This window comes from Prevotella sp. tc2-28, from assembly GCF_900107705.1.
In the GTDB taxonomy this organism is placed as follows: Bacteria; Bacteroidota; Bacteroidia; order Bacteroidales; family Bacteroidaceae; genus Prevotella.
The window spans coordinates 176,212-199,783 of record NZ_FNRE01000001.1 but is presented as its reverse complement, the minus strand read 5'-3'; the positions used below and the strand labels follow the sequence as shown (position 1 = coordinate 199,783).

The window sequence follows — 23,572 nt, the reverse complement described above, 5'->3', positions numbered from 1 at the left end:
ATAATTATGAGTAATACTGGAAGTTTGAAGAGTACCATTGCGGTTTCTCTCACTAATTATCTGGATGCAGGAGCTATCGTGGCTGGTGCCAGTGGCTTGACGCTGTGGCAGAACTACCTCGGACTTTCTGAGGTGCATCTAGGCTGGCTGAACTTCATCTCAGCCAATTGCCTTGGTGCTGCCATCGGTGCCATCATTGGCGGTTTTCTGGCAGACAAGTACGGTCGTAAGTTTATCTTCACTTATAACCTGCTGGTCTATATGATTGGTGTGCTGCTGGTGATGTTCAGTATGAATTTCCCCATGCTGCTGGCGGGATTCCTCGTAACGGGAATCTCCGTAGGTGTTGGCGTACCTGCCTCGTGGACGTACATCTCTGAGTCGTCAGAAGTCAACAACCGTGGACGTAATATCTGTATCTCACAAATGTCGTGGGGCTTCGGCCCAATGTGCATCCTCTTGTTTGGTATGCTCTTCGCCCCTGGTGGCTACCTCTTTGGTTGGGTTGAGTCCATAGCACATATCTTCGGAGGTTCTGACCTGTCTCAAGAGGCTGTCAATGTCTTCTCGTCGCGTATCGTATTCCTCACCTTGTTCATTGTGGCATTCATCGCCTGGAACCTGCAGCGTCAGTTGCAAGAGAGTGCGGAGTTTACGAAGTCTGAAGGCAAGAAGGCTGGACTGACCGACAATATCAAGGTGCTGTTCTCCAACAAGATTGCCGTTCGTACGGTCATCTTCCTAGCTACTATCTATCTGACTTGGAACCTGGTGGCTTCAGTTATGGGTTTCTTTCAACCGCATATATACGAGACAGCTGGCGGCGTCAGCAACGAGCAGGCAAACTGGATGAACTGTATCCAGTGGGCTATCATAGTGGGTGTGACATTTATCGTTTCAAAAATGATTGACAAGACGGCGCACAAGGTGATTTACACCTTCGGACTCCTGGTGGCCATTGCTGCTTGGCTGGTCATTGTCACCATTGGTGTCAATGGCATGGTCGGACTTTGGCTGTTTGCCATCCTGTGGGGTGTGCAGGGAGGTTCGTCGCCTCAGATATTTTATGCTTTGTGGGGTTCAGAACTATTCCCTGCCAAGTTCCGCGCTGGTGCCCAGGGCCTGATGTTCTTCATCGTTCGCGGCCTGTCGGCAGTATGGGGTCTTGTCTTTACCTATATCTATGGTGAGAACGGCGAGGGCTTTACTATTGCTGCTTTTTGCATGATTGCGTTGCTCAGCATCTCGCTTGTTGTCGGCTTTATCGGTGCCCCCAACACGCGTGGACGGGCTCTTGATGATATCACCAAGGAACGTTATGGCGAGGATTATTGATAAATCGATATGTCAATATGTTGAAAAAAGAAAAACAAAATAACAACAAACAATAATGAAAAGTATTTTAGAAGGCCGCGAGGGATTGAAAGCGGTAGTTTATCAGATTGCCGAGGTCACTGGATATCTTTGGCAGAAAGGATGGGCAGAACGAAACGGTGGTAACATCACCGTCAATGTTACCGAGTTTATGGACGATGAGTGCAAGGCCATGAAGGCTATCTCGGAGGTTAAGCAGATAGGCATGGTACTTCCCCAGTTGAAGGGCAAGTATTTCTATTGCAAGGGAACGGGTAAGCGCATGCGCGACTTGGCTAAGGAACCCATGCAGAACGGTAGCATTATCCGTATCTGTGACGATTGTGCCAGCTATGTAGTGATTGCTGACGAGCCTGTTGTGCCCACCAGCGAGCTGCCCACGCACCTAGCTTTGCAGAACTATCTACTGGAAACGGGTTCGTGCTACAAGGCAACGCTCCATACTCACCCCATCGAACTGGTGGCCATGAGTCATATCCAGCGTTTTCTGAAAGGTGACGAGATGACGCGCGTGCTGTGGTCGATGATTCCTGAGACGCTGGCCTTTGCTCCGCTGGGCATCGGCATCGTTCCCTACGCCCTGCCGTCGTCAGTTGATCTGGCAGAGGCTACCTTGGAAAAGATCAAGACGCATGATGTGGTGATGTGGGAGAAACACGGCACCGTTGCCGTAGGTCAGGACATCATGGATGCCTTCGACCAGACCGACGTGCTCTGCAAGGCTGCCAACATCTATATGTGTGCTCGTGCGATGGGGTCTGAGCCAGACGGTATGACGGAAGCCCAGATGAAGGAGGTGCAGGATGTGTTCAAACTGCCCAAGAAACGTCCTTGCTAAATGAGTAAGAAACCCAACGAAATTATGGTGCCGGCAGGTGTGCAGCAAGTGTTGCTGCATGCCTGTTGTGCTCCTTGTTCGTCTGCTATCGTTGAATGGATGCTGGCCCATGGCGTTCGTCCCACCATCTTTTATTTTAACCCCAATATCTATCCCCGCGAGGAATATGACATTCGTAAGGAGGAAAGTAAACGGCATGCAGAAAGCTTAGGACTTCAGTGGATTGACGGCGACTATGACCATCAATGCTGGCTTGAGGCAGTGCGAGGATTGGAGGGAGAGCCCGAGCGGGGCAGTCGTTGCCTCCAGTGCTTCTCCTATCGTTTAAAAGCAACAGCTCTACAAGCCAAAGAATTAGGTTTGGTTTATTTCACAACCACACTAGCCTCTTCCCGTTGGAAGAGTCTGGAGCAAATCACTGAGGCGGGTCTGCGCGCCCAGACAACCGTCGAAGGAACCGTGTTTTGGGCACAAAACTGGCGCAAGGGTGGCCTACAGGAGCGTCGCAACCAATTGCTCCGTGAGTATAATTTCTATAACCAGCAATACTGCGGCTGCGAATTTAGCCAACGATAATTCTGGTAGAAATAACCTTGCATTATTCAGCATTAACCCGTCCTTATCAACCAATACTGTCGGGTTAATAAAATAACAGTCATCTGTCATAACTGTCAAAGACTTTGAACTGGTAGCCTTGCTCTTGCAGCCATTCGATGGCAAGGGGGAGAGCCATGCGTAGTTTCTCGATACTTTTCACGGAGTCATGGAATGTGATGATGGAGCCATTGCGAGCGTAGTGCTTGACGTTGTAAAGCACGTCGGATGCTGTCATCCACTTGGAATAGTCGCGGGTGACGAGGTCCCACATGACAATCTTGTATTTCCGCGACAGCCACGCATACTGGCTGATACGCATCCATCCGTGGGGCGGTCGCACCAAGTTGGTGTGCAGATAGGCATTGGCCTTCTCGATGTTGTAGCTGTAATCGTGGATGGAGTGGCGGAAACCACTGATATGGTTGTGCGTGTGGTTGCCAATGCGGTGCCCCTCAGCCACCACACGCTCATAGAGTTCGGGATATTTCCTGACGTTATCACCCACCATGAAGAACGTAGCCTTGACACCGTATTTCTTCAATACGTTGAGCACGAAAGGCGTAGCCTCTGGTATAGGACCGTCGTCGAAGGTCAGATAGACAGCCTTTTCTCGACGATCCATGCGCCAAAGAGCCTTTGGATATAGCCAGCGCAGCCAGATGGATGGTTGTTCGATAAACATGTTTTATCCTTGCCGATAACGTTCAGTCGTTGTGTTTACTCGTAGCCGAGGTCACCGCCTTTTTCCTGATAGATAGTGCCGAGGATGGTCAGTTCCTTCATTTGCTTATCGGCCAACTTGGGGTCAATGATCTGCGTGAGGGCATTCACCTGTTGGAGGATGTAGAAATGCATAAGGCAGTCTTGCTTGGATGACTCGAAGCGGAAATCGGTCAGCGAGCAGTACCATTTCATGTACTGTACGGAGTTCTTCCAAAGGTCGTTGATGATAGTCTGCGCCTGCTTCTTCTGTCCCAGCGTGGTCCATGCGCGTGCCATATCGAGCGAGCCGGAGCTGTAGTTGTGGGGCACGTTGCAGGTGGGTATCATCTTCTCCGTGTATTTCAGCACCTCGGTGGCTTTCTTGTCTTTACCTTCGTTCAGCAGTTCGAGTGCCAGCTTGGCCATGGTGCGACGGTGGGTGTAGCACATGCGCATGACGGTCTCGTCGAGATACAGGCCGGGCTTGTCCAGTCCGCCAAACTTGAAGCGGTGCATCACGTTGTCGTAAGTGCGCTCGGTGTCGAAGTTCTTGACGCCGGGAACAGCCTTGCCGTTGACGCTTGTCGTGAATGGGGTGATGCGGTAGGCCAGTCCTTCTGTAATGGTGTTGTCGCCGAGGTTGATGTAGTTGTCGTCACCAACGGAGATGGCCACATAGATAGGACGTGTCCAGTTGCATCCAGCCAGCATTTCGAGAATCATCAGATCACCCTTGTAGAGGGCGCTCTTTCCTTTCAGCGAGATGGTCATGCGGTCGGGAATGGAGTCGCTGGCCATCATCATGCCGCTCTTGCGCACAGCTTCCTTGTCAATGGTCATGTAGAGCGTGTCGGTAGGAATCATGTGCAGGTCGGGATTCTTCGAGCGAACCCAGTATTTCAACACGTTCTTCAACTCAAACGGGTCGTCGCCAAACTGTTGGCGTGCCTCTTCGGGATTCTCGCGGTAGTGTTCGATGACAGCTTGCTTCATGTCAGGCTCCACACGGACATATTCGTTGGTGCCCGAGCAGTATTCTATTCGTTCCCATGAGATGGGAACGCTGGGCGAGTCGTAGGCAGGACGGCGCATCTGGTCGATATACCAGTCGGTTTGCAGATAACTGAGATTGCAGACACGGGCATCTGTGCGCACGCCTTCTACATCCTGATTGTACCAGAGCGGGAAGGTGTCGTTATCGCCGTTGGTATAGATGATGGGGTTATTCTCCTGTTGCAGTGACATGAGGTAGTTTTGGCCGAAGTCACGACAGGTGTAGCGACCCGAACGATCGTGGTCGTCCCAAGTCTGGGAAGCCATTTGAACGGGTACTAGGAGACAGGCTATGCTGACTATGGCGGTCATGGCGACAGCCATTTTTTCGCTCTTCACTTTAAGTTTTTCCATTAGAATCTCGATGATGGCTGCCACACCGATGCCACACCAGATGGCAAAAGCGTAAAACGATGCCGCATAGGCATAGTCGCGCTCACGAGGTTGCATGGGTGTCTGGTTCAGATAGATGACGATGGCCAGACCGGTCATGAAGAACAGGAAGAAGACTATCCAGAACTGGCGGATGCCCGTCTGGTCCTTGGCGTTTCCGTGGTGCTTGGCCAACGATTGCCAGAAGAGACCGATGAGTCCCAAGATGAGTGGCAACATGTAGAAGACGTTGTGTCCCTTGTTGTTCTTCAGCTCGTCAGGCAGGTTCTCCTGGTTGCCTAGGCGCCAGTCGTCGAGCCAGTCCCAGCCACTTATCCAGTTGCCGTGTTCCAGTTCGCCGTTGCCTTGCAGGTCGTTCTGGCGTCCGGCAAAGTTCCACATAAAGTAGCGCCAGTACATGAAGTTGCATTGGTAGGAGATGAAGAAACGGAGGTTCTCCAACTGCGACGGCATCTTGACAGTAACCATCTCTCCGCAGCGGTCGAAGGTCTCCTCGTGTCCGCTGATGTCGCCCATCCAACTCTCATAGGCACCCCGATGACTTGAACTGTACATGCGCGGGAAGAGCATGTTCTGGGCATATTTGTATTCGTCCTTGGTGCGGACAACGAAATATTCGTCTTTCTCGTCGGCAGAAGCCTTCTCCTTGCGCTGCCATATCGGGTCGCCGGTAGTCATAACGGGCTTGCAATACTCTCCTTCCTTCTCCAGCGCTACCTGTGAGGTATAGGCAGGACCATAGAACAGTGGGCGCTGTCCATACTGTTCGCGTCCCAGATACTCGCCCAGTGTGAAGATGTCCTCAGGTGAGTTCTGGTCCATTGGTGGGTTGGCTGACGATCGGATGACAATCAGTGCATAAGACGAATAGCCAATCATCAGCATGAGCATGCAGAGCAGCGAGGTGTTCTTGATGCGGGCTGAGACGAGGGCGATAGGCTGTTGGCCTTTCACCTTCTTCTTGTAGCCCAGTACATACCAGAGCACAGCCATGACGACAATACCTATCATCACGGCTCTCCATCCATGGCCATAGAAGGGAATGCCCAACATGGCGACAGACAGGATGAAGGCGATGTTCTGGCGCTTCTCGTTGACGTCACGATGAGTTTCGTAAATGGCCCAGATGATAATGCCGATTAGGAGGAAGATATAGATGATCTCTCCCGTGTTGAAAGGACAGCCTAGGATGTTGACGAACAAGAGCTCGAACCAGCCTCCCACCTGCACGATGCCTGGCACTACGCCATACAGCACGGCAGCCAAGATGACTACCGACAGAAAAAGGGCAAACAACGAGCCCTTCAGGTCGCGTTTCGGGTCGTCGGTAGGGAACTTGCGATAATAGTAGACCAACACGATAGCCGGAAGACACAACAAGTTCAGTAGGTGGACACCAATGCTGAGTCCGGTCATGTACATAATCAGTACCAGCCATCTGTCGGCATGGGGCTGGTCAGCCTGATCTTCCCATTTCAGGATCAGCCAGAAGACGACAGCCGTGAACGCAGAGGAATAGGCATACACCTCACCCTCGACAGCCGAGAACCAGAAGGTGTCGCTGAACGTGTAGATGAGGGCGCCAACCATTGCAGAACCCTCGATGGCTATCAGCTTGGCGGTTGTCAACTCGCTCCAATCCTTTATCAACAGTCGTCTGACAAGATGCGAGATGGTCCAGAACAGGAACAGAATGGTGGCTGCCGAGAGCAACGCGCTCATCATGTTGACCATGCGGGCAACCTGTGAGGGGTCTGATGCAAACTGTGAGAAAAGATTGGCTGTGAGCATGAAGAAAGGTGCACCTGGCGGGTGTCCTATTTCCAATTTATAGCCCGTAGAGATAAATTCTGGACAATCCCAGAAAGATGCTGTCGGCTCAATGGTGGAGCAGTACACGAAGGCAGCAATGGCAAACGTCAGCCAGCCTAAGATGTTGTCCACAAGTCTGTATTGTTTCATTTTTATTTGGTATAATTAATGCTATTCTGAGTTGCAAAGGTAATAAATAATACGAAGAGTGAGGGAGTAGTGGCGTGGAATTTAAATTATATTAGTAATTGTGCCCCGTAAATCAAGATGATATAACGTAGAAACTTGCCTATGGCAATGCTGCTTAGCGAGATGGGAATGTTGGCGCGCATGAGGCCTAGGACGATGGTTATCGCGCTTCCTAAGATGGGGACAAAGGCAAAAAAACCCATCCACGCGCCCCTTCCCGCCATGAAACGGCTGGCACGGTCGAGGTCTTTCTGCTTCACGTGAAGATAGCGTTCTATCCACTCCTTTTTCCCCATACGCCCTACGAAGTAGTTGAACATTCCGCCTGCTACGTTGCCTATGGTGCCGTAGATAATCAGTCCCCATGGGTCGAGTCCTGCAGCCAGCAGCCCGGTCATCACCGCTTCGCTAGAAAAGGGGAAGAACGAGCCTGCTACGAAGGCTGTGACGAACATACCCCAATAGCCATAGCTGATCAAGAGCGATATTATATAGTCCATAAATTATAGCCTGTGAGAAGTAATATCAGGACGGTCATCACATAGCAAAAAATGTCGTCGTGCTTGTGGGTGCTCAACGTAACATAATGGGCTGCAAGGGGTGCAATATTGACCGTCATGATGCGAATCAGCATGTTATAGTGCTGAGGCTGGATGAAAATGAACAGTCCCGTCAGCACTGCAACCCAGATGAATAGCGCATAATACATTCGGGTGCGAATACTGTCGTTGAAAATCTGACATATAAAATGAAAAGAGCTGATCAGCCAAATGATTAATAACAGGATGAGGTAGGACAGTTGACCAATGGAAAGCAACGAGAGGTCGAAGGATTTGGAGAAATCAGCCAACGGCAGGAAGTGTTGAGCGAAGACCTCCACTTTGTCTTGATAGAGTAGCCAGCAGGATGCAAACCAATAGGGGGTCAGGAATCCCAGCAGGGAAGCCCCCCAAGTTCGCACCGACCATGACATCAGATTCGTCTTCATCAGAATCCAGAACAGGGGAATGTAATAGAGCAGGTGGACATATCCGAAACTGGCAATACCAAGTGCTGCAAAGCCGTAGAAGATCTTCCCGACCGCATTCTCTTCTTGATAACTGGTGAAAAGGAAGAGGTAGCACAATACATATAAAAAGGTAACCGCCCATCCTGTCAGCGAGAATAATAGAAAACTGGCGCAGCAGGTCAGCAGAATAAAGATACAACTGACCATTCGTGAGTAAATGCGGATGAGTACACAGATATTGTTGAGTTGCATCAAGAGAATGGTAGTCAGCACAAAGCCGGCAAACTGGAGCCAGTATTGTTGATGCTGTATGAATCCACCCAGGAGACCTATGATGATAGCGTATAGCGCAGCCACCGGCAACGCTAGTCTGCTTGTAGCAATTCTGTTTTTTAGCGATTTTCTCATTTAAAGGTCTGCACCGATGTCGCGACGGAAATACTTGTCAGTAAACTGGATTTTCTGTGCTTCAATAAACGATTTCTGGAGTGCTTCAGCCTTGTCCTTACCATAGGAAGATACGGCAATAACGCGTCCTCCGGCTGTAACTACCTGACCGTCTTTCAGGACCGTTCCGCTATGGAATACGATACTTCCTTCCACCTGGTCGATGCCGCTGATGGGATAGCCCTTCTGATAAGCTTGTGGGTAACCTCCAGAAACCAGCATGACACAAACGGCTGCGCGCTCGTCGAAGACAATCTCCCGTTGGTTGAGGTCTCCTTTTGCAACACCTTCAAAAAGGTCTACGATGTCAGACTTCAGACGTAGCATGACGCTCTCGGTTTCGGGGTCGCCCATTCTGCAATTATACTCGATGACCATCGGTTCTCCCTTGACGTTGATTAGTCCAAAGAAGATAAATCCCTTGTAGTCAATCTGTTCGGACTTTAAGCCGTCGACAGTAGGACGGATAATGCGATCTTCCACTTTCTGCATCCACTCCTTGGTGGCAAAGGGAACTGGTGTGACAGACCCCATACCGCCTGTGTTCAAACCTGTGTCGTGTTCACCAATACGTTTGTAATCCTTTGCCTCAGGCAAAATCTTGTAGTGGTTGCCATCTGTGAGGACGAAGACGGAACACTCGATACCGCTGAGAAACTCCTCGATAACCACGCGGCTCGATGCGTTGCCGAACATGCCGCCTAGCATCTCTCTGAGTTCTTTCTTGGCTTCATCCAAAGTCGGCAGGATGAGTACTCCCTTGCCTGCGCAAAGACCGTCGGCCTTCAAGACATAGGGTGCTTCCAGCGTCTCTAGGAATGCAATGCCGTCTTCTACATGCTCACCGTCGAAGGTGGCATAGCGGGCTGTCGGAATGTTGTGACGCAGCATGAATGCCTTGGCAAAGTCTTTCGACCCTTCCAGTACGGCTCCCTGCTTGGAGGGACCGATAACGGGAATAGCTTTGGTGCGTTCGTCAGCCTTCAAGTCGTCGTATATGCCCTTGACCAACGGGTCCTCAGGACCTACCACCACCATATCGATATGCTCTTTTACGCAGAACTGCTTGATGGCTTCGAAATCGTCTGCCTTGATGGCGATGTTCTCTCCGGCATTTGCCGTACCTGCATTGCCTGGTGCGATAAAGAGTTTCTCACATTTCTCACTCTGTGCAATCTTCCATGCCAGGGCGTGTTCACGTCCGCCGCTGCCTAATAATAATATCTTCATGACTTTGTCAATTAATTATAGTTTCCCTTGTTCACCTAAATATGAGTCCTTGAATCCTAAGAAATAAAGCACACCATCTAGTCCGATGGTGTTGATGCTTTGCTCGGCGTTGGCCACCACGCGGGGTTTCGCATGGAAGGCAATACCCAAGCCTGCCTCTGATATCATGGGTAGGTCGTTGGCTCCGTCGCCTACAGCAATGGTCTGTGCCAGATTGACTTTCTCAACTTGGGCAATCAGCTTGAGCAGTTCTGCCTTGCGGTGTCCGTCGACAATTTCGCCTACGTAGCGTCCCGTCAACTTGCCATTTTCGTCAATCTCCAACTCATTGGCATAGACATAGTCGATGCCATATCGACGTTGTAGGTATTCGCCAAAGTAAGTGAATCCGCCGCTTAGTATGGCAATCTTGTAGCCGCACGTCTTCAAAATGTTCATCAGTCGGTCGACACCCTCGGTAATGGGCAGGTGTTCGGCAATGTCTTGCATTACGCTGACGTCCAGTCCTTTCAAGAGAGCGACTCGACGCGTAAAGCTCTCCTTGAAATCTATTTCGCCTCGCATGGCACTCTCGGTGATGGCTTTGACCTCGGCGCCAACGCCGTTGCGCTCAGCCAACTCGTCAATACACTCTGTCTGGATAAGTGTGGAGTCCATATCGAAGCAAATCAAACGGCGCATTCTACGGAACATGTCGTCGCGTTGGAAAGAGAAGTCTATCTCCATTTCTTGCGATAGCTTCATCAACTTCGACTGCATCTCCTGTCTGTTGATGGGCTCTCCACGGAGTGAGAACTGAATACAGGCTCTCACGTGTTTAGTGGAGTTGACGATGCTCTTACGACCTGTCAGTCGGAGAATGGAGTCAATATTCAGTCCCTGGTCAGCTAGGATGCGGGTGGCAGCCTCTATCTGTCGCGCCTCCAACTGTCGTCCTAGTACCATCAGGATATAGCGGTTCTTACCTTGGTGGTTTACCCAATCTTCATACTCTTCGTCGCTGATGGGTGAAAAGCCGATGTTCACACCTAGTTCCGTTGCCTTGAAGAGCAGTTCCTTCATGGCCAGTCCTGATTTCATTTCATCCATGCGGATGAGGATGCCCAGTGATAGGGTGGAGTGGATATCAGCTTGTCCGATGTCCAGTATTTGAGCATCGTAGTTGGCCAAGATACCCATGACTGAAGCTGTCAGTCCAGGGCGGTCCTGTCCTGTGATGCGGACGAGTATTTGTTCTTTTTTCATATTGGTAGTTATCTAGTCCTACAGCCTTACTAGTTTATTTTAAAAAGTCCTCGAAATACTGCGTGATACGCTCATGCAAGTGAACGCTAGCGTGGCCTCGCATGTTATGCTCCTCGCCTGGGTAGGCAAAGAAGTCTGGCTGGGTACCTGCTTTGACACAGGCGTCGAGGAACGACAGACAATGCTGGGGAACCACCGTGTTGTCATTGTATCCCGTGATAATCTGTAATTTGCCTTTCAGGTTCTTTGCTTTGTCGAGCAACGAGATCTTGGCATAGCCCTCTGGGTTGGTCTCTGGCGTGTCCATGTAACGTTCGCCATACATCACCTCATACCATTTCCAATCGATGACGGGACCGCCTGCCACACCCACCTTGAAAACGTCGGGATAGTTCAGCATGAGCGAGATAGTCATGAAACCGCCAAACGACCATCCATGAACGCCTAGGCGCTGCATGTCGATAAAGGGTAATGTCTTCAAGTATTCCACTCCTTTCATCTGGTCTCGCATCTCAATCTGCCCTAGTTGGCGGAATGTGGCTTGTTCAAAATCGCGTCCGCGATTCTCGGAACCTCTGTTGTCCAAGATAAAGACGATATAGCCTTTCTGAGCCATGTAGGTCTCCCACGAGCGACTGTACCAATGCCAGGCAGCTTCCACGTTATGGGCGTGTGGACCACCATAGACATAAACAACCGTAGGATATTTCTTGGTGATGTCGAAGTCGTGCGGCTTTACCATGCGATAGAATAGGTCGGTTGTGCCGTCGGCAGCCTTGATAGAACCACACTCAAAGATGGGTTGCACATAGTCTTTCCAAGGGTCTTCGGCGGTCAGTAAGCGGGTGCCCTTTCTTCCGTCCACGGGCAGCACGTTGAGGTTGAAGGGCTGCGTGGGAGCCGAGTGGCGGTCAATCACGAAACTACCTGATACTGACAATTCACCATGATGTACGCCATCGTCCGATGTCAGTTGCGTCATTTTTCCACTTCTGATATTGACACGATATAGCTGTCGGTGTAGCGGATGATACTTGTTGGCTTCGATGATGATGCTTTTTTGTTTGGCGTTAAACCCTAACACATTAAGGACTACCCAGGGACCACTCGTGAGTTGCTTTAGCAGTTGGCCATTTGTGTTGTACAGATAGATGTGGTTGTATCCGTCGCGTTGGCTTTGCATAATGAACTTGCTGTCGTCCCAGGGCAGGAACTGGATGGGATGCAGGGGTTCAACGTATTTCTCGCTGGTTTCGCGGTAAATCTCAGCCAACTTATTGCCGGTCTGGGCGTCATAACTGACCAGGCGGCAATCGTTCTGGTCGCGGTTCAGCTCGAACAGATAGATGGTCTTGGCATCGGTAGACCAGGCAATGTTTGTGAAATAGCGGTCCTTGGGGTCGCCGGCTTTAAGATAGACCGTTTTGTCTATATTCAAGTCATAAACGCCTATGGTGACCTCGTGACTGGTCATGCCCGCCATGGGATATTTGTCTGGCTCGTAGGTTGCCTCACGAGGGAAGATGTCCACCTGCGGATAGTCAGCAACCATCGACTGGTCCATGCGATAGAAAGCCAGACGCATTCCGTCAGGACTCCAAAAAGTCCCTTTCTGGATGCCGAACTCATTGCGATGAACACTCTGTCCATAGACAATTTCACGGCTGCCATCGGTAGTCAGCTGGTGCTCCGTTCCCTTGGCGTCAGCCACATATAGCTGATGGCCCTTGACGTAGGCTGTAGCCTTAGAAACCTCATTCCAGTCATTGGCGATCTGTCCGGAGATGCTGTCTTGCCAAACCACCTCGTGAGTTTTGAAGTTCAGCAATAGGAAAGACTTCTTGTTGCCCAAAGCGACAAGAGGCTGGTCAGGGTAGGGAAATGATGCGCTGGACAGCGCTCGTACATGGAACATGTCGTCGCTTTTGAGCCATCTATTCACCTCGTCAAGTGTGAAGAGCTTTGTCTCCTTGCCTGTCTTCTTGTCAACAAGATAGCATTCCTCTACGTCAGTCCGTATCAGTTCGTCGCCCCACCATGTCAGCCATTTGTTCTCATGCTGCAAGCGATGGTAGTCCTTACCGCCGAAGTTCAGTTCTTCCAAGGTGAATAGTTTGTCCTGTGCACTCATACTTGACATAAGGGACAATAGAAAAAGCAACAGCTTAATCCTCTTCATGGTCGAATCTCCTGTCTTTCTTGTTGAAATCGCGGTTTTTCTTGAAGGGTTTCTTACCTCCGCTACGGTCGAAACGCTCGTGACCACCCCAGTTGCGGTTCTCTTTACGAGGTTCCTTGGGACCTTTGCTGTCTTTACGTTCTAGAGAGCGGAACTTGAACGAACGAATGTCGGCCTCGGCATTTTCCTCCTGTTCGTCGAGCCGCTTTTTGAACTCACGGTTTTGCTTGAAACGGCGTTTCTCTGCCATTTGACGTTTCTCCTCTTCGGTCTTGACAATGCCACCTTCAGAGCGGAAGTCCTTCATCTTACCGTCGAAAATCTGGTATTTGCGGAACTCGCATTCTAGACTGCCGTTGAAGACGGGTATCTTGATGCTGGGCTTCAAGCCAATCTGGTCGAAACACTCTTCGCGATAGCTGAGAATCCAGGCGTCATTGTTCATGAACTGGTGCTTTAAGCGCTCTCCAATCATCTTATATGTCCCCAGCAGGTCAGGGGTTGAAATGCGCTCTCCATAGGGTGGGTTGGTCACCATGATACTCTTCTGATTGGGCTGTGTGAAGTTCTTGAAGTCCTTCTCTTCAATGGTGATGTCGCTGGTCAGTCCGGCAGCCTTCACGTTCAGACGAGCTGTGTTGACAGCCTTGATGTCAACGTCGTAGCCATAGATGTGATGATGGAACTCGCGTTCGTGTGAGTCGTCGTTATAGATCTCGTCGAAGAGGTCAGCGTCGAAATCGGCCCATTTCTCGAATGCAAACTCCTTGCGGAATAAGCCGGGAGCCATATTGCGGGCAATAAGTGCAGCCTCAATGAGCAGGGTTCCGCTGCCACACATAGGGTCGATGAAATCGGTCTCTCCCTGCCATCCCGTCATCAGAATCATACCTGCTGCCAGGACCTCGTTCAAGGGGGCTTCAACAGACTCCTGACGATAGCCTCTGCGATGAAGGCTCTCTCCGCTGGAGTCAAGTGACAGCGTGCATTTGTCTTCTGCAATGTGTATATTCAGTCGGATATCTGGATTGGCCACGCTGATATTAGGGCGCTTGCCAGTCTTCTCACGGAACTGGTCGACAATGGCGTCTTTCACCTTATAGGCAACGAATTTCGAATGTCGGAATTCTTCTGAGAATACAACGGAGTCGACGGCAAATGTCTGGTCAAGTCCGATATATTCTTCCCAATTGATATCTTGCACGCCTTCATAGACATCATCGGCAGACAATGCCTTGAAGTGTTTGATGGGTTTCAGAATACGAATAGCTGTATGTAATTGGAAATTGGCGCGGTAGAGCATCTCCTTGTCACCGGTGAACGAAACCATTCGACGGCCTATTTGCACGTCGTTAGCGCCCAATTGCGTCAGTTCTTTCGCCAAGACGGGTTCCAATCCCATAAAGGTCTTGGCGATGATCTCAAATTGTTGTGTCATTATGTAATCGTATGTGAAATATGGTGCAAAGTTAGTGTAATCCGCTCAAATCACAAAATAAATATGAATTTATTTTTGCTAATCCAAATCTTTTGTGTAACTTTGCGCACATTCTGATGATAAGACTCATGTTAGCAGTAAATGCCATATTCTTTTTTGATTGGAATATCTTTCAACGATTAGACATCTTGGCCTGGGTGATAGGAATCCCTGTCATCGTGGCTGCGCTTGTGTGGCTATATGTTCAGCGCAAGCAAACAGCCTTGTTGCGTGAGGATTTATCGCAGCTTACCAAAATCAAGCGCCACCCCATTGAGTATGAACTAGTGCTGAAGACGATGAAACTTGCAATCTGGCGAATGGATGTGGCTACGCGTGTCGTAACCTTTGATTGTGACTATCGTGATGCTACTGATTCCATCGTTTTTCCTTCAGGTGCAAAGCTTGATGATGTCGTCAACATGATGATGCCGGCTTATGTTGACCATTTCGTGAAGAGTGCGAACGAATTGATAACGGGCAGGACTGACCAAGTGCACGGACAATACGAGATGCGCATCCCCCATACTGATCGTGTTTATTGGAGCGAGACATATGCTGCCATTGAGAAACGCGATTTGAAAGGCAACCCTCTGACCGTTGTGGGTACTACGATTCGTATTGACAGGCAGAAACAAGCTGAGCGCGAGTTGATAGATGCCCGTAACCACGCGGAAGAGAGTGACCGTATGAAAACCGCTTTTCTGGCAAATATCAGCCATGAAGTGCGTACGCCGTTGAATGCCATTGTGGGTTTTAGCAATGTGCTACCAATGGTTAAAAATGAAGAAGAACGTGCTCAGTTGATTACGCTCATTCAAGAGAACAATGCCCAACTATTGCGCTTGTTCGATGACCTTGTCCACATGTCAAGGCTCGAGGCTGGTGGGGGGACCGTCAAAAAGACACGTTTCAAGGTCAAGACGCTATTGGCAGAAATCATGGAGGAATATTCGCAGCATGTGGATGCCAGTCATGTGACACTTTTCATCGCCCATACTGATTCGGCATTGGAGGTATTTACTGATCGCGACCGACTGGCAGAGATCCTCCGTCAGTATGTTGACAATGCTGTGAAGGCAACAACGGAGGGAGAGATCGTGATAGGCGCCGAGAAGCAAGAACTCATGTTGCATGTATGGGTGAAGGATACAGGAAAGGGTATTCCAGAAGAACACTTGAACGAGCATCTCTTCGAACGTTTCGTCAAAGTTGACGAATTCGTACCAGGAACAGGTATTGGACTGAGCATTTGTCGCAGTATGGCACTGAGTCTTGGAGGCAAGGTGGGCATGAAGTCAGCATTGGGCGAAGGTTCGCTATTCTGGGCTGACATTCCTATTGAGTGATAGTATTATTATAATATAAGGTACGCGAATGTACTTTAAGAAAAGATTGTGAAGACATTGAAAAGAATTGTATTTTTTATTTTGTTATTAGTTGCTGTCCTGCCCCTTCAGGCGCAGGATGTCATTCGTGGTCATATTGTTGATGAGGCTACTGGCGAGAACCTCGCTTTTGCCAGCGTGCAATATAAGCATAATAAGTTGGCTGCTATTTCCGACCTTCAAGGACGTTTTATTATCCGTAAGTTGAAAGGAGGGAAATTGGTAATCAGCGTAATGGGTTACAAGTCACGCACCATTGATGTGACCGATGATATCAAAAACCTCTTCATATCGCTGAAACAAGATACTAAGCAGTTGAAGGAGGTTACTGTTAAGGCGAAACGCTCGCGCTATCGTCGTAAAGGCAATCCCGCTGTTGAATTGATGCGGAAGGTGATAGAGAAAAAGAAACAGACAGACTTGGCCAATAAGGATTTCTATCAGTATACCAAATACCAGAAGTTGACGCTTGCATTAAACGATATCAATCCTGAGGCCCTGAAATCACCCAGATTCAAGAAGCACCAATGGCTGGCTGACCAGGTGGAGTTGAACGAGCAGACGGGAAAACTGATATTGCCTGCCAGCGTCGATGAGACGGTTTCACAGAAGATTTACCGACGGAAACCCTTCGATGAAAAAACGATTATCAAGGGACAAAAATCATCAGGTATTAACGATTTCTTTCAGACTGGTGACATTCTGAACGTCGTTTCGAAGGACGTCTTCACTGACGTTAACATCTACGATGATCAGGTGCGCCTCCTGCAACATCCTTTCACATCGCCCATCGGTAGCGGAGCCATCTCCTTCTATCGTTATTACATTGAAGACACGGTCGCCGTTAATCGTGACAGTTGTATCCACGTCCATTTCCTGCCCAACAACCAACAGGATTTCGGATTCCGTGGAGACCTGTATATCTTGAAAGACTCGTCCTATCAGGTCAAGAGGTGCGAATTGATACTGCCCAACCGTACCGACGTTAATTTCGTGGAGAACATGAAGTTAGTACAGGAGTTTACTAAGTTGCCTACTGGCGAATGGGTGCTCACCGTCGACGATATGATCGTTGAGTTGGTGCTCTTCGATTTCATTCAGAAAGGTGTTGCTATTCGTAGCACGCGCCTATCCGACTACTCCTTCGACGAAATACCTGACAGATTGTTCCGAGGAAAGGCTAAGACGGTTGTTGATCCCGATGCGCGCATGATGGATGAAGCCTTCTGGCAGAAAAGCCGTAAGGTGGAACTGACAAAAGGTGAAGGCAAGATGGACAGTTTCTTGAAGGGTATGAAGAGTATGGGAGGATTCAAATGGGCTCTATGGGCTTTGAAGTTATTGGTAGAAAACTACGTGGAAACGGCAGAGAAGAGCAAAATTGACATTGGTCCCATCAGCAGTATGATCAGTACCAACTTCATCGATGGGTTACGCACCCGTCTGAGTGCGCAGACTACAGCCAACCTTCATCCACACCTGTTTGTCAAAGGTTTCGTGGCACGTGGTTGGAAGAGCCATAATACCTATTATAGCGGAGAACTCACCTGGGCACTAAACAAGAAGAAATACTTGCCTGATGAGTTTCCCAAGCGAAACATCTCGTTTCTGTCAACCTACGACGTGATGTCGCCTTCTGACAAGTTCCTATCAGTAGACAAGGATAACTTGTTTACTGCCCTGAGATGGGCTAAGGTGGATGCCATGATGTTCTACAAGCGCCAGAAACTCACTTTCGAGCGTGAAGAAGACTGGGGTTTCCGCACCCTGCTAAGCATTAAGACGGAAGAGAATGAGGCCGCAGGAGCGATGCATTTCATTCCCCTCAGTCAGCAGAATGATATCTGCTTCCGGACTACCGAGTTACGTGCTGAGCTAGAATATCAGCCAGGAGCACTTTTTGTCAACACGAAACAGCGGCGATTGAAGGTTAACCGCGAGGCTCCGGTGCTAACGCTCAGCCACACGATGGGTATCAGTGGATTCCTTGGTGGCGACTACACCTATCATTATACCGAAGCAAGTATCTTTAAACGCATTTGGCTCAATAGTTGGGGACGCATTGATTTCTATACCCGTGGCGGTGTTCAATGGAGTCAAGTTCCTTTCCCTTTGCTATGTATGCCTGCTGCCAATATGTCGTATATCAGTCAGAAGCAGACATTTAACTTGTTGAAAAACATGGAGTTCCTTAACGACCGTTTTGTCAGCCTAGACCTAAGCTGGGACATGCAGGGCAAGATACTTAATCGTATTCCGCTTATTCGCAAGTTGCGTTGGCGCGAGTACATCGGTGTGCGCACTCTGTGGGGAACTCTGTCTGACAAGAATAATCCTTACGTTGCCGAGAATGCTAACAGTGACGTGTTGATGGCTTTCCCTGAGAACTCCTATCTGATGAACGGCAAGGTGCCCTATTGGGAGATCTCTTTGGGCGTTCGCAGCATCTTCCGCTTCTTTCAGGTTGAGTATGTACGCCGCATGAACTATAACGACCATTCGCATGGCCATAAGAATAGTGTTCGCTTTGGCTTTACCATGATGTTTTGAGAAAATAAAAAAAGCTAAGTATATCTCACGACATTCTTAGCTTCTGTTTTCTAACTAACTTATTATCAACTATTCATTACTCAATCAACTATTCATTACTCTTTTCTCAATTTTAACCTAAACGCGATGCAAAGATAAGTACTTTCCTTATATCTTCATACAAAAATGCGTAAAAAAACAACGTAAACGTTTGCGGTTTGTTACTTTTTTGCTATCTTTGCTCCCAATAAGTGATAGAAGAGTATGATTAACAAGAAGCATCATCGTACATCGCTCAAGGATTTGGCTAAGGAATTAGGTGTTAGCATTGCCACCGTTAGTCGAGCTCTTCGTGGCTCCTCCGAGATCGGGCAGGAGATGCAACAGCGTGTCAAGGATTTGGCTAAACGGATGAACTATCGGCCTAACCCCTTTGCCCAGAGTCTGCGCAAAGAGGCACCCAAAATTATTGGAGTCGTTGTGCCCAATTTGGTCACCCACTATTATGCTGCCGTACTGGATGGTATCGAGGACGAAGCCCGTCGCGAAGGATACAGCGTGATATGTGCCAATAGCCATGAGCATGTAGAAGACGAGCGTCAGGCTGTTGAAATGTTCATCAGCATGCACGTTGAAGGCATTATCGCATGTCTGGCACAAAACACTGTCGACTACAGTCATTTTGAGGAAATCTCCGATATGGGCATCCCTCTTGTTTTCTTTGGACGGACCTGTCTTACCGACCGCTTTTCTAGCGTGACAGCCAATGGCGACGAAGCGGCTCAGATGGCTACCCAGCATCTGATAGATACCGGCAGTAGGCACATCGCCTTTATCGGAGGCCCTAACCACCTTGATATGGTACGTCGACGTAAGCATGGCTATCTAGAAGCCTTGCGCGAGAACCATATTGAGATAGACCGCAATCTTGTGGTCTGTGACAAGATAGATTATGATATCGCTTTGCAGTCCGTTGAGCGCCTGCTCAGCCTGCACAATCCCCCAGATGCCATTCTTGCTTTCAATGATATCATTACCTTTGCCGCCTTCACCGCCATCAAGAATAAAGGACTGTGCATTCCTGCGGATGTCGCTCTAATTGGCTTTACCGATGATCGTCATGCCGCCTATGTAACCCCTCGTATGTCGGCCATCGAAGATCAGTCTCGTCTGATGGGTATTACCGCATGCCAGTTGCTGTTGAAGAACATTAATGGAGATTCCAAGGTCTGCAAGAAAATTGTTCCCCAGCAGCTCGTCATCCGCGAAACATCCGCGAAGAAGTGACCTCTTTTTGAAGAAAATGTTTGGATAATTTGTTGAATCGTTGTACCTTTGCAAACAATACGATGTCACCATGCATGCTTAGAGTGAAGATACAAAAGCTATGTTTTTCCGCATGCATTCTATTGTCATTGATACTGATGAGTGCATGCGGTGATTCGCTGAAGGAATTCTTTAATCCGTCAGACGACGATTTCGTTGTCAGTCCGTTAGCCGAGACATTGGGCTTTTCAAAGGAACGTCCGTTAGTAATGGGTATGAACACAAGTTACGCTCCCTTGCAATATGTTGATGGACGAGGCACTCCCAGTGGCTATGACGTTGAGTTCACAAAAAAACTATTGGAGCGCATGGGTATCCCATATACGTTCTCGCCGAACCATTGGGACAAAATGTCCCCAGGCATTATTGAAGGGAAATACGACATGGGTCTCTTAGTCTACTCTCCTTATCGTAAGGAGTTGACGAACTATTCGCAGGCCGTTTTCCGCATGTACTACCAGATTGTATATCGCAAGAATGATTATTCTACCTTTGACTTCCGTCACTTGAAAGACAAGGAGATTGCCTATATGAAATCCCGTCCCATTGGACTGATGCTCAAGGAAGAGCATGCTAAGGATGTGCCTATCACGGATCTGAGCAAGGCTTTCCGTGATTTGGCAGATGGAAAGTACGACGGAGTGATATGTTATAGGTTCCAGGCTCAATATAATATAGATTTGCTCAATCTGCGCGGTCAGTTACAAACAGAGGAACTCTCGCTCGAGCCCCGAGAATACTGCTATGCCAGCCATGACCCACGACTCATCAAGGCCATCAATGAAGAGCTGATTCGCATGGAGCGCGAGGGTGTCATCGACGAGGTGTATGGCGATAATGTCTTAACACAGTTTGGCGCAATCAAGATACCACGCTGGGTGTGGGTTTTGCTCATCCTGTTGGTTTTTCTCTTCCTCCTCATTTTCAGTATCAATCGGTATCGGTTCAGCAAACGATTGCAAAAGGCTTACGATGCATTGCTTGTTGCTAACGAACGCGCCAATGAGTCGACACGGATGAAAAGCCAGTTTATTAAGCAGATATCCCATGAAATACGCACGCCGTTGAATATCCTCAGCGGGTTCACTCAGCTCATCACCTCTTCTGGCATCCAATTGTCGGAGGCTGACCAGGACGAGGCTAGGACGGAGATAGTCAAGAGTACAGACCGTATCACTGGGTTAGTTAATAAAATGCTAGAACTGTCAGACATCAGCAGTCAGACCGTTTTGGAGCGGAAAGACCTCGTTAACGCCTTGCAGGTTGCCCAACAGGCTGCTAAAAATACCTCCATCACCGATGTTGCTCATGTGGAGTTCACCCTGAAACAAGAGGAGGGTGCCGATGTAACATTCGCTACCGACAAACGGGCTGCAGTTCGTATTTTGGAACTCTTGCTTGACAATGCCATCAAATTCACTTGTCCGACAAAGGTCGCCCTGTCAGAAGGAGGTTGTGTCAAACAACAAGTAACACTTGTCGTCGGTTCCGATGCCGATACCGTTCAGTTTGCCGTCGAAGATACTGGTATTGGTATTCCTGCCGACGAAGCTGAACATATCTTTGATGAGTTTGTACAATTGGATGAGTATTACAACGGCACAGGTATTGGACTGACCGTTGCCCGTAGTCTTGCCCGACGACTTGGGGGCGACGTCAAACTGGATACGACTTGCACTGACCGCACTCGCTTCGTAATTACTCTTTTAGCATAAAAAATGAAATCAGACAGCACAAAACTAACTACATGCATACTCCTTATTTGTCTGCTATGGGGGATATGCCAGCATACGGCAAAAGCCCAAGACATCGCCAATGCGCAGATTGAGCAACTAAAAAAGGAGATGTACCATCAATTCAATGTTGACGACTTTGAAGGACTAAGAAAAACTGTCAAACAACTGAAGGAGGAATGTACCAGCGTGGGCGACTACAAGACCTACTACAAAGCATGGGGCAACGAAATTATCAAAATCAAGTCACACATAGGGCGCCCACAGGCCATGAAGGAAATCAACGCACTGCGCGACTTTGCCATACAACACGATCACAAGTTCGGCCTTTATACAGCAACCTACACCACCGCATACATACTGGGACAGATTAACGACAGGCATGGGGCTTATGTCAATTATTTGAAAGCTGCAGACTATCTGAAACGATACTTTCCTGAAGAAAGCACCGCTCCCATATACGTCTCTCTGAGTACGCTCACCCTCTCAGAGAAAAAGGATACGACGGCCATCCGGTACGCTGAGGCTGCACTTAAAGACCCACAAATAACACCTACCCACCGCTATATGGCAAGATGCTGCATCTGTACTGCATGGGGATGGATCGGCAATGTGGGAAAGTTTGACGAGGCATATGCCAAGTTGAAAGCGATAAAGGCTCCTCCCAAGGAACATGCCAGAACGCTGATCGTAGAAATTTTCCGCGCCCATCTGCACGGACAACATGACGAGGCAATCAAGCTGGCACACCAATTCAAAAGTCGTCAAAACTATCTCCTGTATGTCTACAAAACGTACGAATGGGCTGGCGATTACAAAAAGACTTTTTATGCCTTTAAAGATTATAGATGGTACCTCGACTCTGTGAACCACAGGGATTTGAGGCAACAGGCACAGTTGTACCACTCGGAACTGGATGTTGCACGAGCAGAGAACGAATCGAAAGAGCTCCGACTGGCCAACAAACGGCTCAAATTGGAACACATGGCGCATGAGTTGGAAAATGAACGTCTGGAAGTGGAGGCTGCAAAGCTGAAACTGCAAAATACCAATATAGAATTATCGAATGCTGCCATCAAACTAAAGAACGACAGTTTGCAGCAGCAGACTCAACATGCCAAACTGAACGAAATCAAGTCGCGCATGGAAGCCCAACAGCAATCGGAACATGCCCACCACATCTTGATTGTTGCGGCCTCTATTATTGCACTCATAACAATTGCCTACCTGCTGTTCTTCCTCTACCGACGTCATCGTCAGATGAAGCGACTGGAAAGCATGAATGCTCAACTACAGACAGCATACGACCAACTGGAGAAGACTACTACGGCAAAGGAACGCATAGAAAGTGAACTACGCATTGCCCGTGATATCCAGATGAGTATGCTGCCACAGGTGTTCCCACATCGCAGCGACTTCCAACTGTATGCTCGTATGACACCGGCCAAGGCTGTAGGCGGCGATCTCTACGACTTCTTCCTGCAGGACAACCTGCTATACCTCTGCATCGGTGATGTATCGGGCAAGGGAGTGCCTGCGTCCATGTTCATGTCGGTAGCCGTCAAATTGTTCCGCACATTTGCTTTGGAAGGTTATTCCCCTGTTGAGGTGGCTACCAGGATGAATGAGAGTCTGGCTGCCGACAACGAGAACGGTATGTTCGTCACGATGTTCATTGCCACTGTCGACCTGAAGACGGGATGCATGAACTACTGCAATGCCGGTCACAACCCTCCGCTACTGGATGGCGAGTTCATGACTGTGGAACCGAATGCTCCCCTTGGATTATGGCGGGAGCTTGAGTTTGTCGGAGAGCATCAGAATTCCATCAAGGGCAGGAGTCTGTTTCTATACACCGATGGAATCACGGAAGCTGAGAATGAGCACAAGGATCAGTACGGTGAAGACAGAATGCAGGAGCTGTTGAAGAAGAACTTACACAGGAGTGCCCAGCAGACGATTGACTGCATCCATGAATCTGTATCACAATTCGTTGGAAAAGCAGAGCCCAGTGATGATATCACTAAACTCTGCTTGAAACTTATCTGAAA

Annotated in this window: 16 protein-coding genes; 8 read left to right on the top strand and 8 right to left on the bottom strand. The window is 48.9% G+C overall.

All coding sequences use genetic code 11. The features are described 5' to 3' along the window. Positions 1-6: 6 nt before the first annotated feature. The 3 genes from BLU47_RS00775 to BLU47_RS00765 are packed head-to-tail and all read left to right on the top strand — an operon-like array spanning position 7 to position 2,788. Complete coding sequence (locus BLU47_RS00775) at positions 7-1,335, top strand: MFS transporter (RefSeq protein WP_091957236.1); 1,329 nt, start codon at positions 7-9, stop codon at positions 1,333-1,335. Positions 1,336-1,390: 55 nt separating this feature from the next. Beyond that, a complete protein-coding gene (gene rhaD, locus BLU47_RS00770; protein ID WP_091957234.1) occupies positions 1,391-2,212 on the top strand; it encodes a rhamnulose-1-phosphate aldolase in 822 nt (273 codons plus the stop codon). Next, entirely contained in the window at positions 2,213-2,788 is a 576-nt protein-coding gene (locus BLU47_RS00765) for an epoxyqueuosine reductase QueH (protein WP_255402036.1), read from the top strand. It abuts the gene before it with no gap. A gap of 79 nt (positions 2,789-2,867) precedes the next feature. Here the strand turns inward: BLU47_RS00765 and BLU47_RS00760 are convergent, their stop codons facing one another. From BLU47_RS00760 to BLU47_RS00725, 8 genes are all read right to left on the bottom strand, one after another. Continuing rightward, on the bottom strand, positions 2,868-3,491 hold the full coding sequence (locus BLU47_RS00760; protein ID WP_091957233.1) for a polysaccharide deacetylase family protein: 624 nt from the start codon (positions 3,489-3,491) through the stop codon (positions 2,868-2,870). Between the two features lie 35 nt (positions 3,492-3,526). Further along, positions 3,527-6,919 (bottom strand): protein O-mannosyl-transferase family, encoded by a 3,393-nt coding sequence (locus tag BLU47_RS00755; protein WP_091957231.1) that lies wholly within the window; start codon positions 6,917-6,919, stop codon positions 3,527-3,529. An 86-nt stretch (positions 6,920-7,005) separates the two neighbouring features. Next, entirely contained in the window at positions 7,006-7,458 is a 453-nt protein-coding gene (locus BLU47_RS00750; RefSeq protein ID WP_091957230.1) for a YqaA family protein, read from the bottom strand. Beyond that, on the bottom strand, positions 7,446-8,375 hold the full coding sequence (locus BLU47_RS00745) for a hypothetical protein (protein ID WP_143025412.1): 930 nt from the start codon (positions 8,373-8,375) through the stop codon (positions 7,446-7,448). Before BLU47_RS00745 ends, BLU47_RS00750 begins: the two co-directional genes overlap by 13 nt. Next, positions 8,376-9,644 carry a phosphoribosylamine--glycine ligase gene (gene purD, locus BLU47_RS00740; protein WP_091957227.1) on the bottom strand — a complete coding sequence of 423 codons (1,269 nt, stop codon included), beginning with the start codon at positions 9,642-9,644 and terminating at the stop codon, positions 8,376-8,378. 15 nt (positions 9,645-9,659) lie between these two features. Further along, on the bottom strand, positions 9,660-10,889 hold the full coding sequence (gene serB, locus BLU47_RS00735; protein WP_091957225.1) for a phosphoserine phosphatase SerB: 1,230 nt from the start codon (positions 10,887-10,889) through the stop codon (positions 9,660-9,662). A 34-nt stretch (positions 10,890-10,923) separates the two neighbouring features. After that, positions 10,924-13,029, bottom strand: a complete 2,106-nt coding sequence (locus BLU47_RS00730; protein WP_369796947.1) for a S9 family peptidase — start codon at positions 13,027-13,029, stop codon at positions 10,924-10,926. 25 nt (positions 13,030-13,054) lie between these two features. Then, positions 13,055-14,506: a THUMP domain-containing class I SAM-dependent RNA methyltransferase gene (locus BLU47_RS00725; RefSeq protein ID WP_091957222.1), complete on the bottom strand. Its 1,452-nt coding sequence runs from the start codon at positions 14,504-14,506 to the stop codon at positions 13,055-13,057. 128 nt (positions 14,507-14,634) lie between these two features. Between BLU47_RS00725 and BLU47_RS00720 the strand changes: the two genes are divergently transcribed. The 5 genes from BLU47_RS00720 to BLU47_RS00700 all read left to right on the top strand — a co-directional run bounded on the left by BLU47_RS00720 (position 14,635) and on the right by BLU47_RS00700 (position 23,570). Next, positions 14,635-15,894, top strand: a complete 1,260-nt coding sequence (locus tag BLU47_RS00720; RefSeq protein WP_176780402.1) for a sensor histidine kinase — start codon at positions 14,635-14,637, stop codon at positions 15,892-15,894. Between the two features lie 81 nt (positions 15,895-15,975). Continuing rightward, the gene (locus BLU47_RS00715) at positions 15,976-18,483 is read left to right on the top strand and encodes a DUF5686 and carboxypeptidase-like regulatory domain-containing protein (protein ID WP_369796943.1); all 2,508 of its coding nucleotides are present in this window, start codon (positions 15,976-15,978) and stop codon (positions 18,481-18,483) included. A gap of 243 nt (positions 18,484-18,726) precedes the next feature. Continuing rightward, positions 18,727-19,749, top strand: coding sequence for a LacI family DNA-binding transcriptional regulator (locus tag BLU47_RS00710; protein ID WP_091957217.1), 1,023 nt, complete (start codon positions 18,727-18,729; stop codon positions 19,747-19,749). A 137-nt stretch (positions 19,750-19,886) separates the two neighbouring features. Next, positions 19,887-21,503, top strand: coding sequence for a transporter substrate-binding domain-containing protein (locus tag BLU47_RS00705; RefSeq protein ID WP_176780401.1), 1,617 nt, complete (start codon positions 19,887-19,889; stop codon positions 21,501-21,503). Between the two features lie 3 nt (positions 21,504-21,506). Then, positions 21,507-23,570: a PP2C family protein-serine/threonine phosphatase gene (locus tag BLU47_RS00700; protein WP_091957214.1), complete on the top strand. Its 2,064-nt coding sequence runs from the start codon at positions 21,507-21,509 to the stop codon at positions 23,568-23,570. Positions 23,571-23,572: the final 2 nt, after the last annotated feature.

Coding starts and splice junctions, on each gene's coding strand:
- BLU47_RS00720 (WP_176780402.1), top strand. CDS start 14,635: ATGTTAGCAGTAAATGCCATATTCTTTTTTGATTGGAATATCTTTCAA.
- purD (WP_091957227.1), bottom strand. CDS start 9,644: ATGAAGATATTATTATTAGGCAGCGGCGGACGTGAACACGCCCTGGCA.
- rhaD (WP_091957234.1), top strand. CDS start 1,391: ATGAAAAGTATTTTAGAAGGCCGCGAGGGATTGAAAGCGGTAGTTTAT.
- BLU47_RS00705 (WP_176780401.1), top strand. CDS start 19,887: ATGAGTGCATGCGGTGATTCGCTGAAGGAATTCTTTAATCCGTCAGAC.
- BLU47_RS00760 (WP_091957233.1), bottom strand. CDS start 3,491: ATGTTTATCGAACAACCATCCATCTGGCTGCGCTGGCTATATCCAAAG.
- BLU47_RS00775 (WP_091957236.1), top strand. CDS start 7: ATGAGTAATACTGGAAGTTTGAAGAGTACCATTGCGGTTTCTCTCACT.
- BLU47_RS00725 (WP_091957222.1), bottom strand. CDS start 14,506: ATGACACAACAATTTGAGATCATCGCCAAGACCTTTATGGGATTGGAA.
- serB (WP_091957225.1), bottom strand. CDS start 10,889: ATGAAAAAAGAACAAATACTCGTCCGCATCACAGGACAGGACCGCCCT.
- BLU47_RS00755 (WP_091957231.1), bottom strand. CDS start 6,919: ATGAAACAATACAGACTTGTGGACAACATCTTAGGCTGGCTGACGTTT.
- BLU47_RS00730 (WP_369796947.1), bottom strand. CDS start 13,029: ATGTCAAGTATGAGTGCACAGGACAAACTATTCACCTTGGAAGAACTG.
- BLU47_RS00700 (WP_091957214.1), top strand. CDS start 21,507: ATGAAATCAGACAGCACAAAACTAACTACATGCATACTCCTTATTTGT.
- BLU47_RS00750 (WP_091957230.1), bottom strand. CDS start 7,458: ATGGACTATATAATATCGCTCTTGATCAGCTATGGCTATTGGGGTATG.
- BLU47_RS00745 (WP_143025412.1), bottom strand. CDS start 8,375: ATGAGAAAATCGCTAAAAAACAGAATTGCTACAAGCAGACTAGCGTTG.
- BLU47_RS00765 (WP_255402036.1), top strand. CDS start 2,213: ATGAGTAAGAAACCCAACGAAATTATGGTGCCGGCAGGTGTGCAGCAA.
- BLU47_RS00710 (WP_091957217.1), top strand. CDS start 18,727: ATGATTAACAAGAAGCATCATCGTACATCGCTCAAGGATTTGGCTAAG.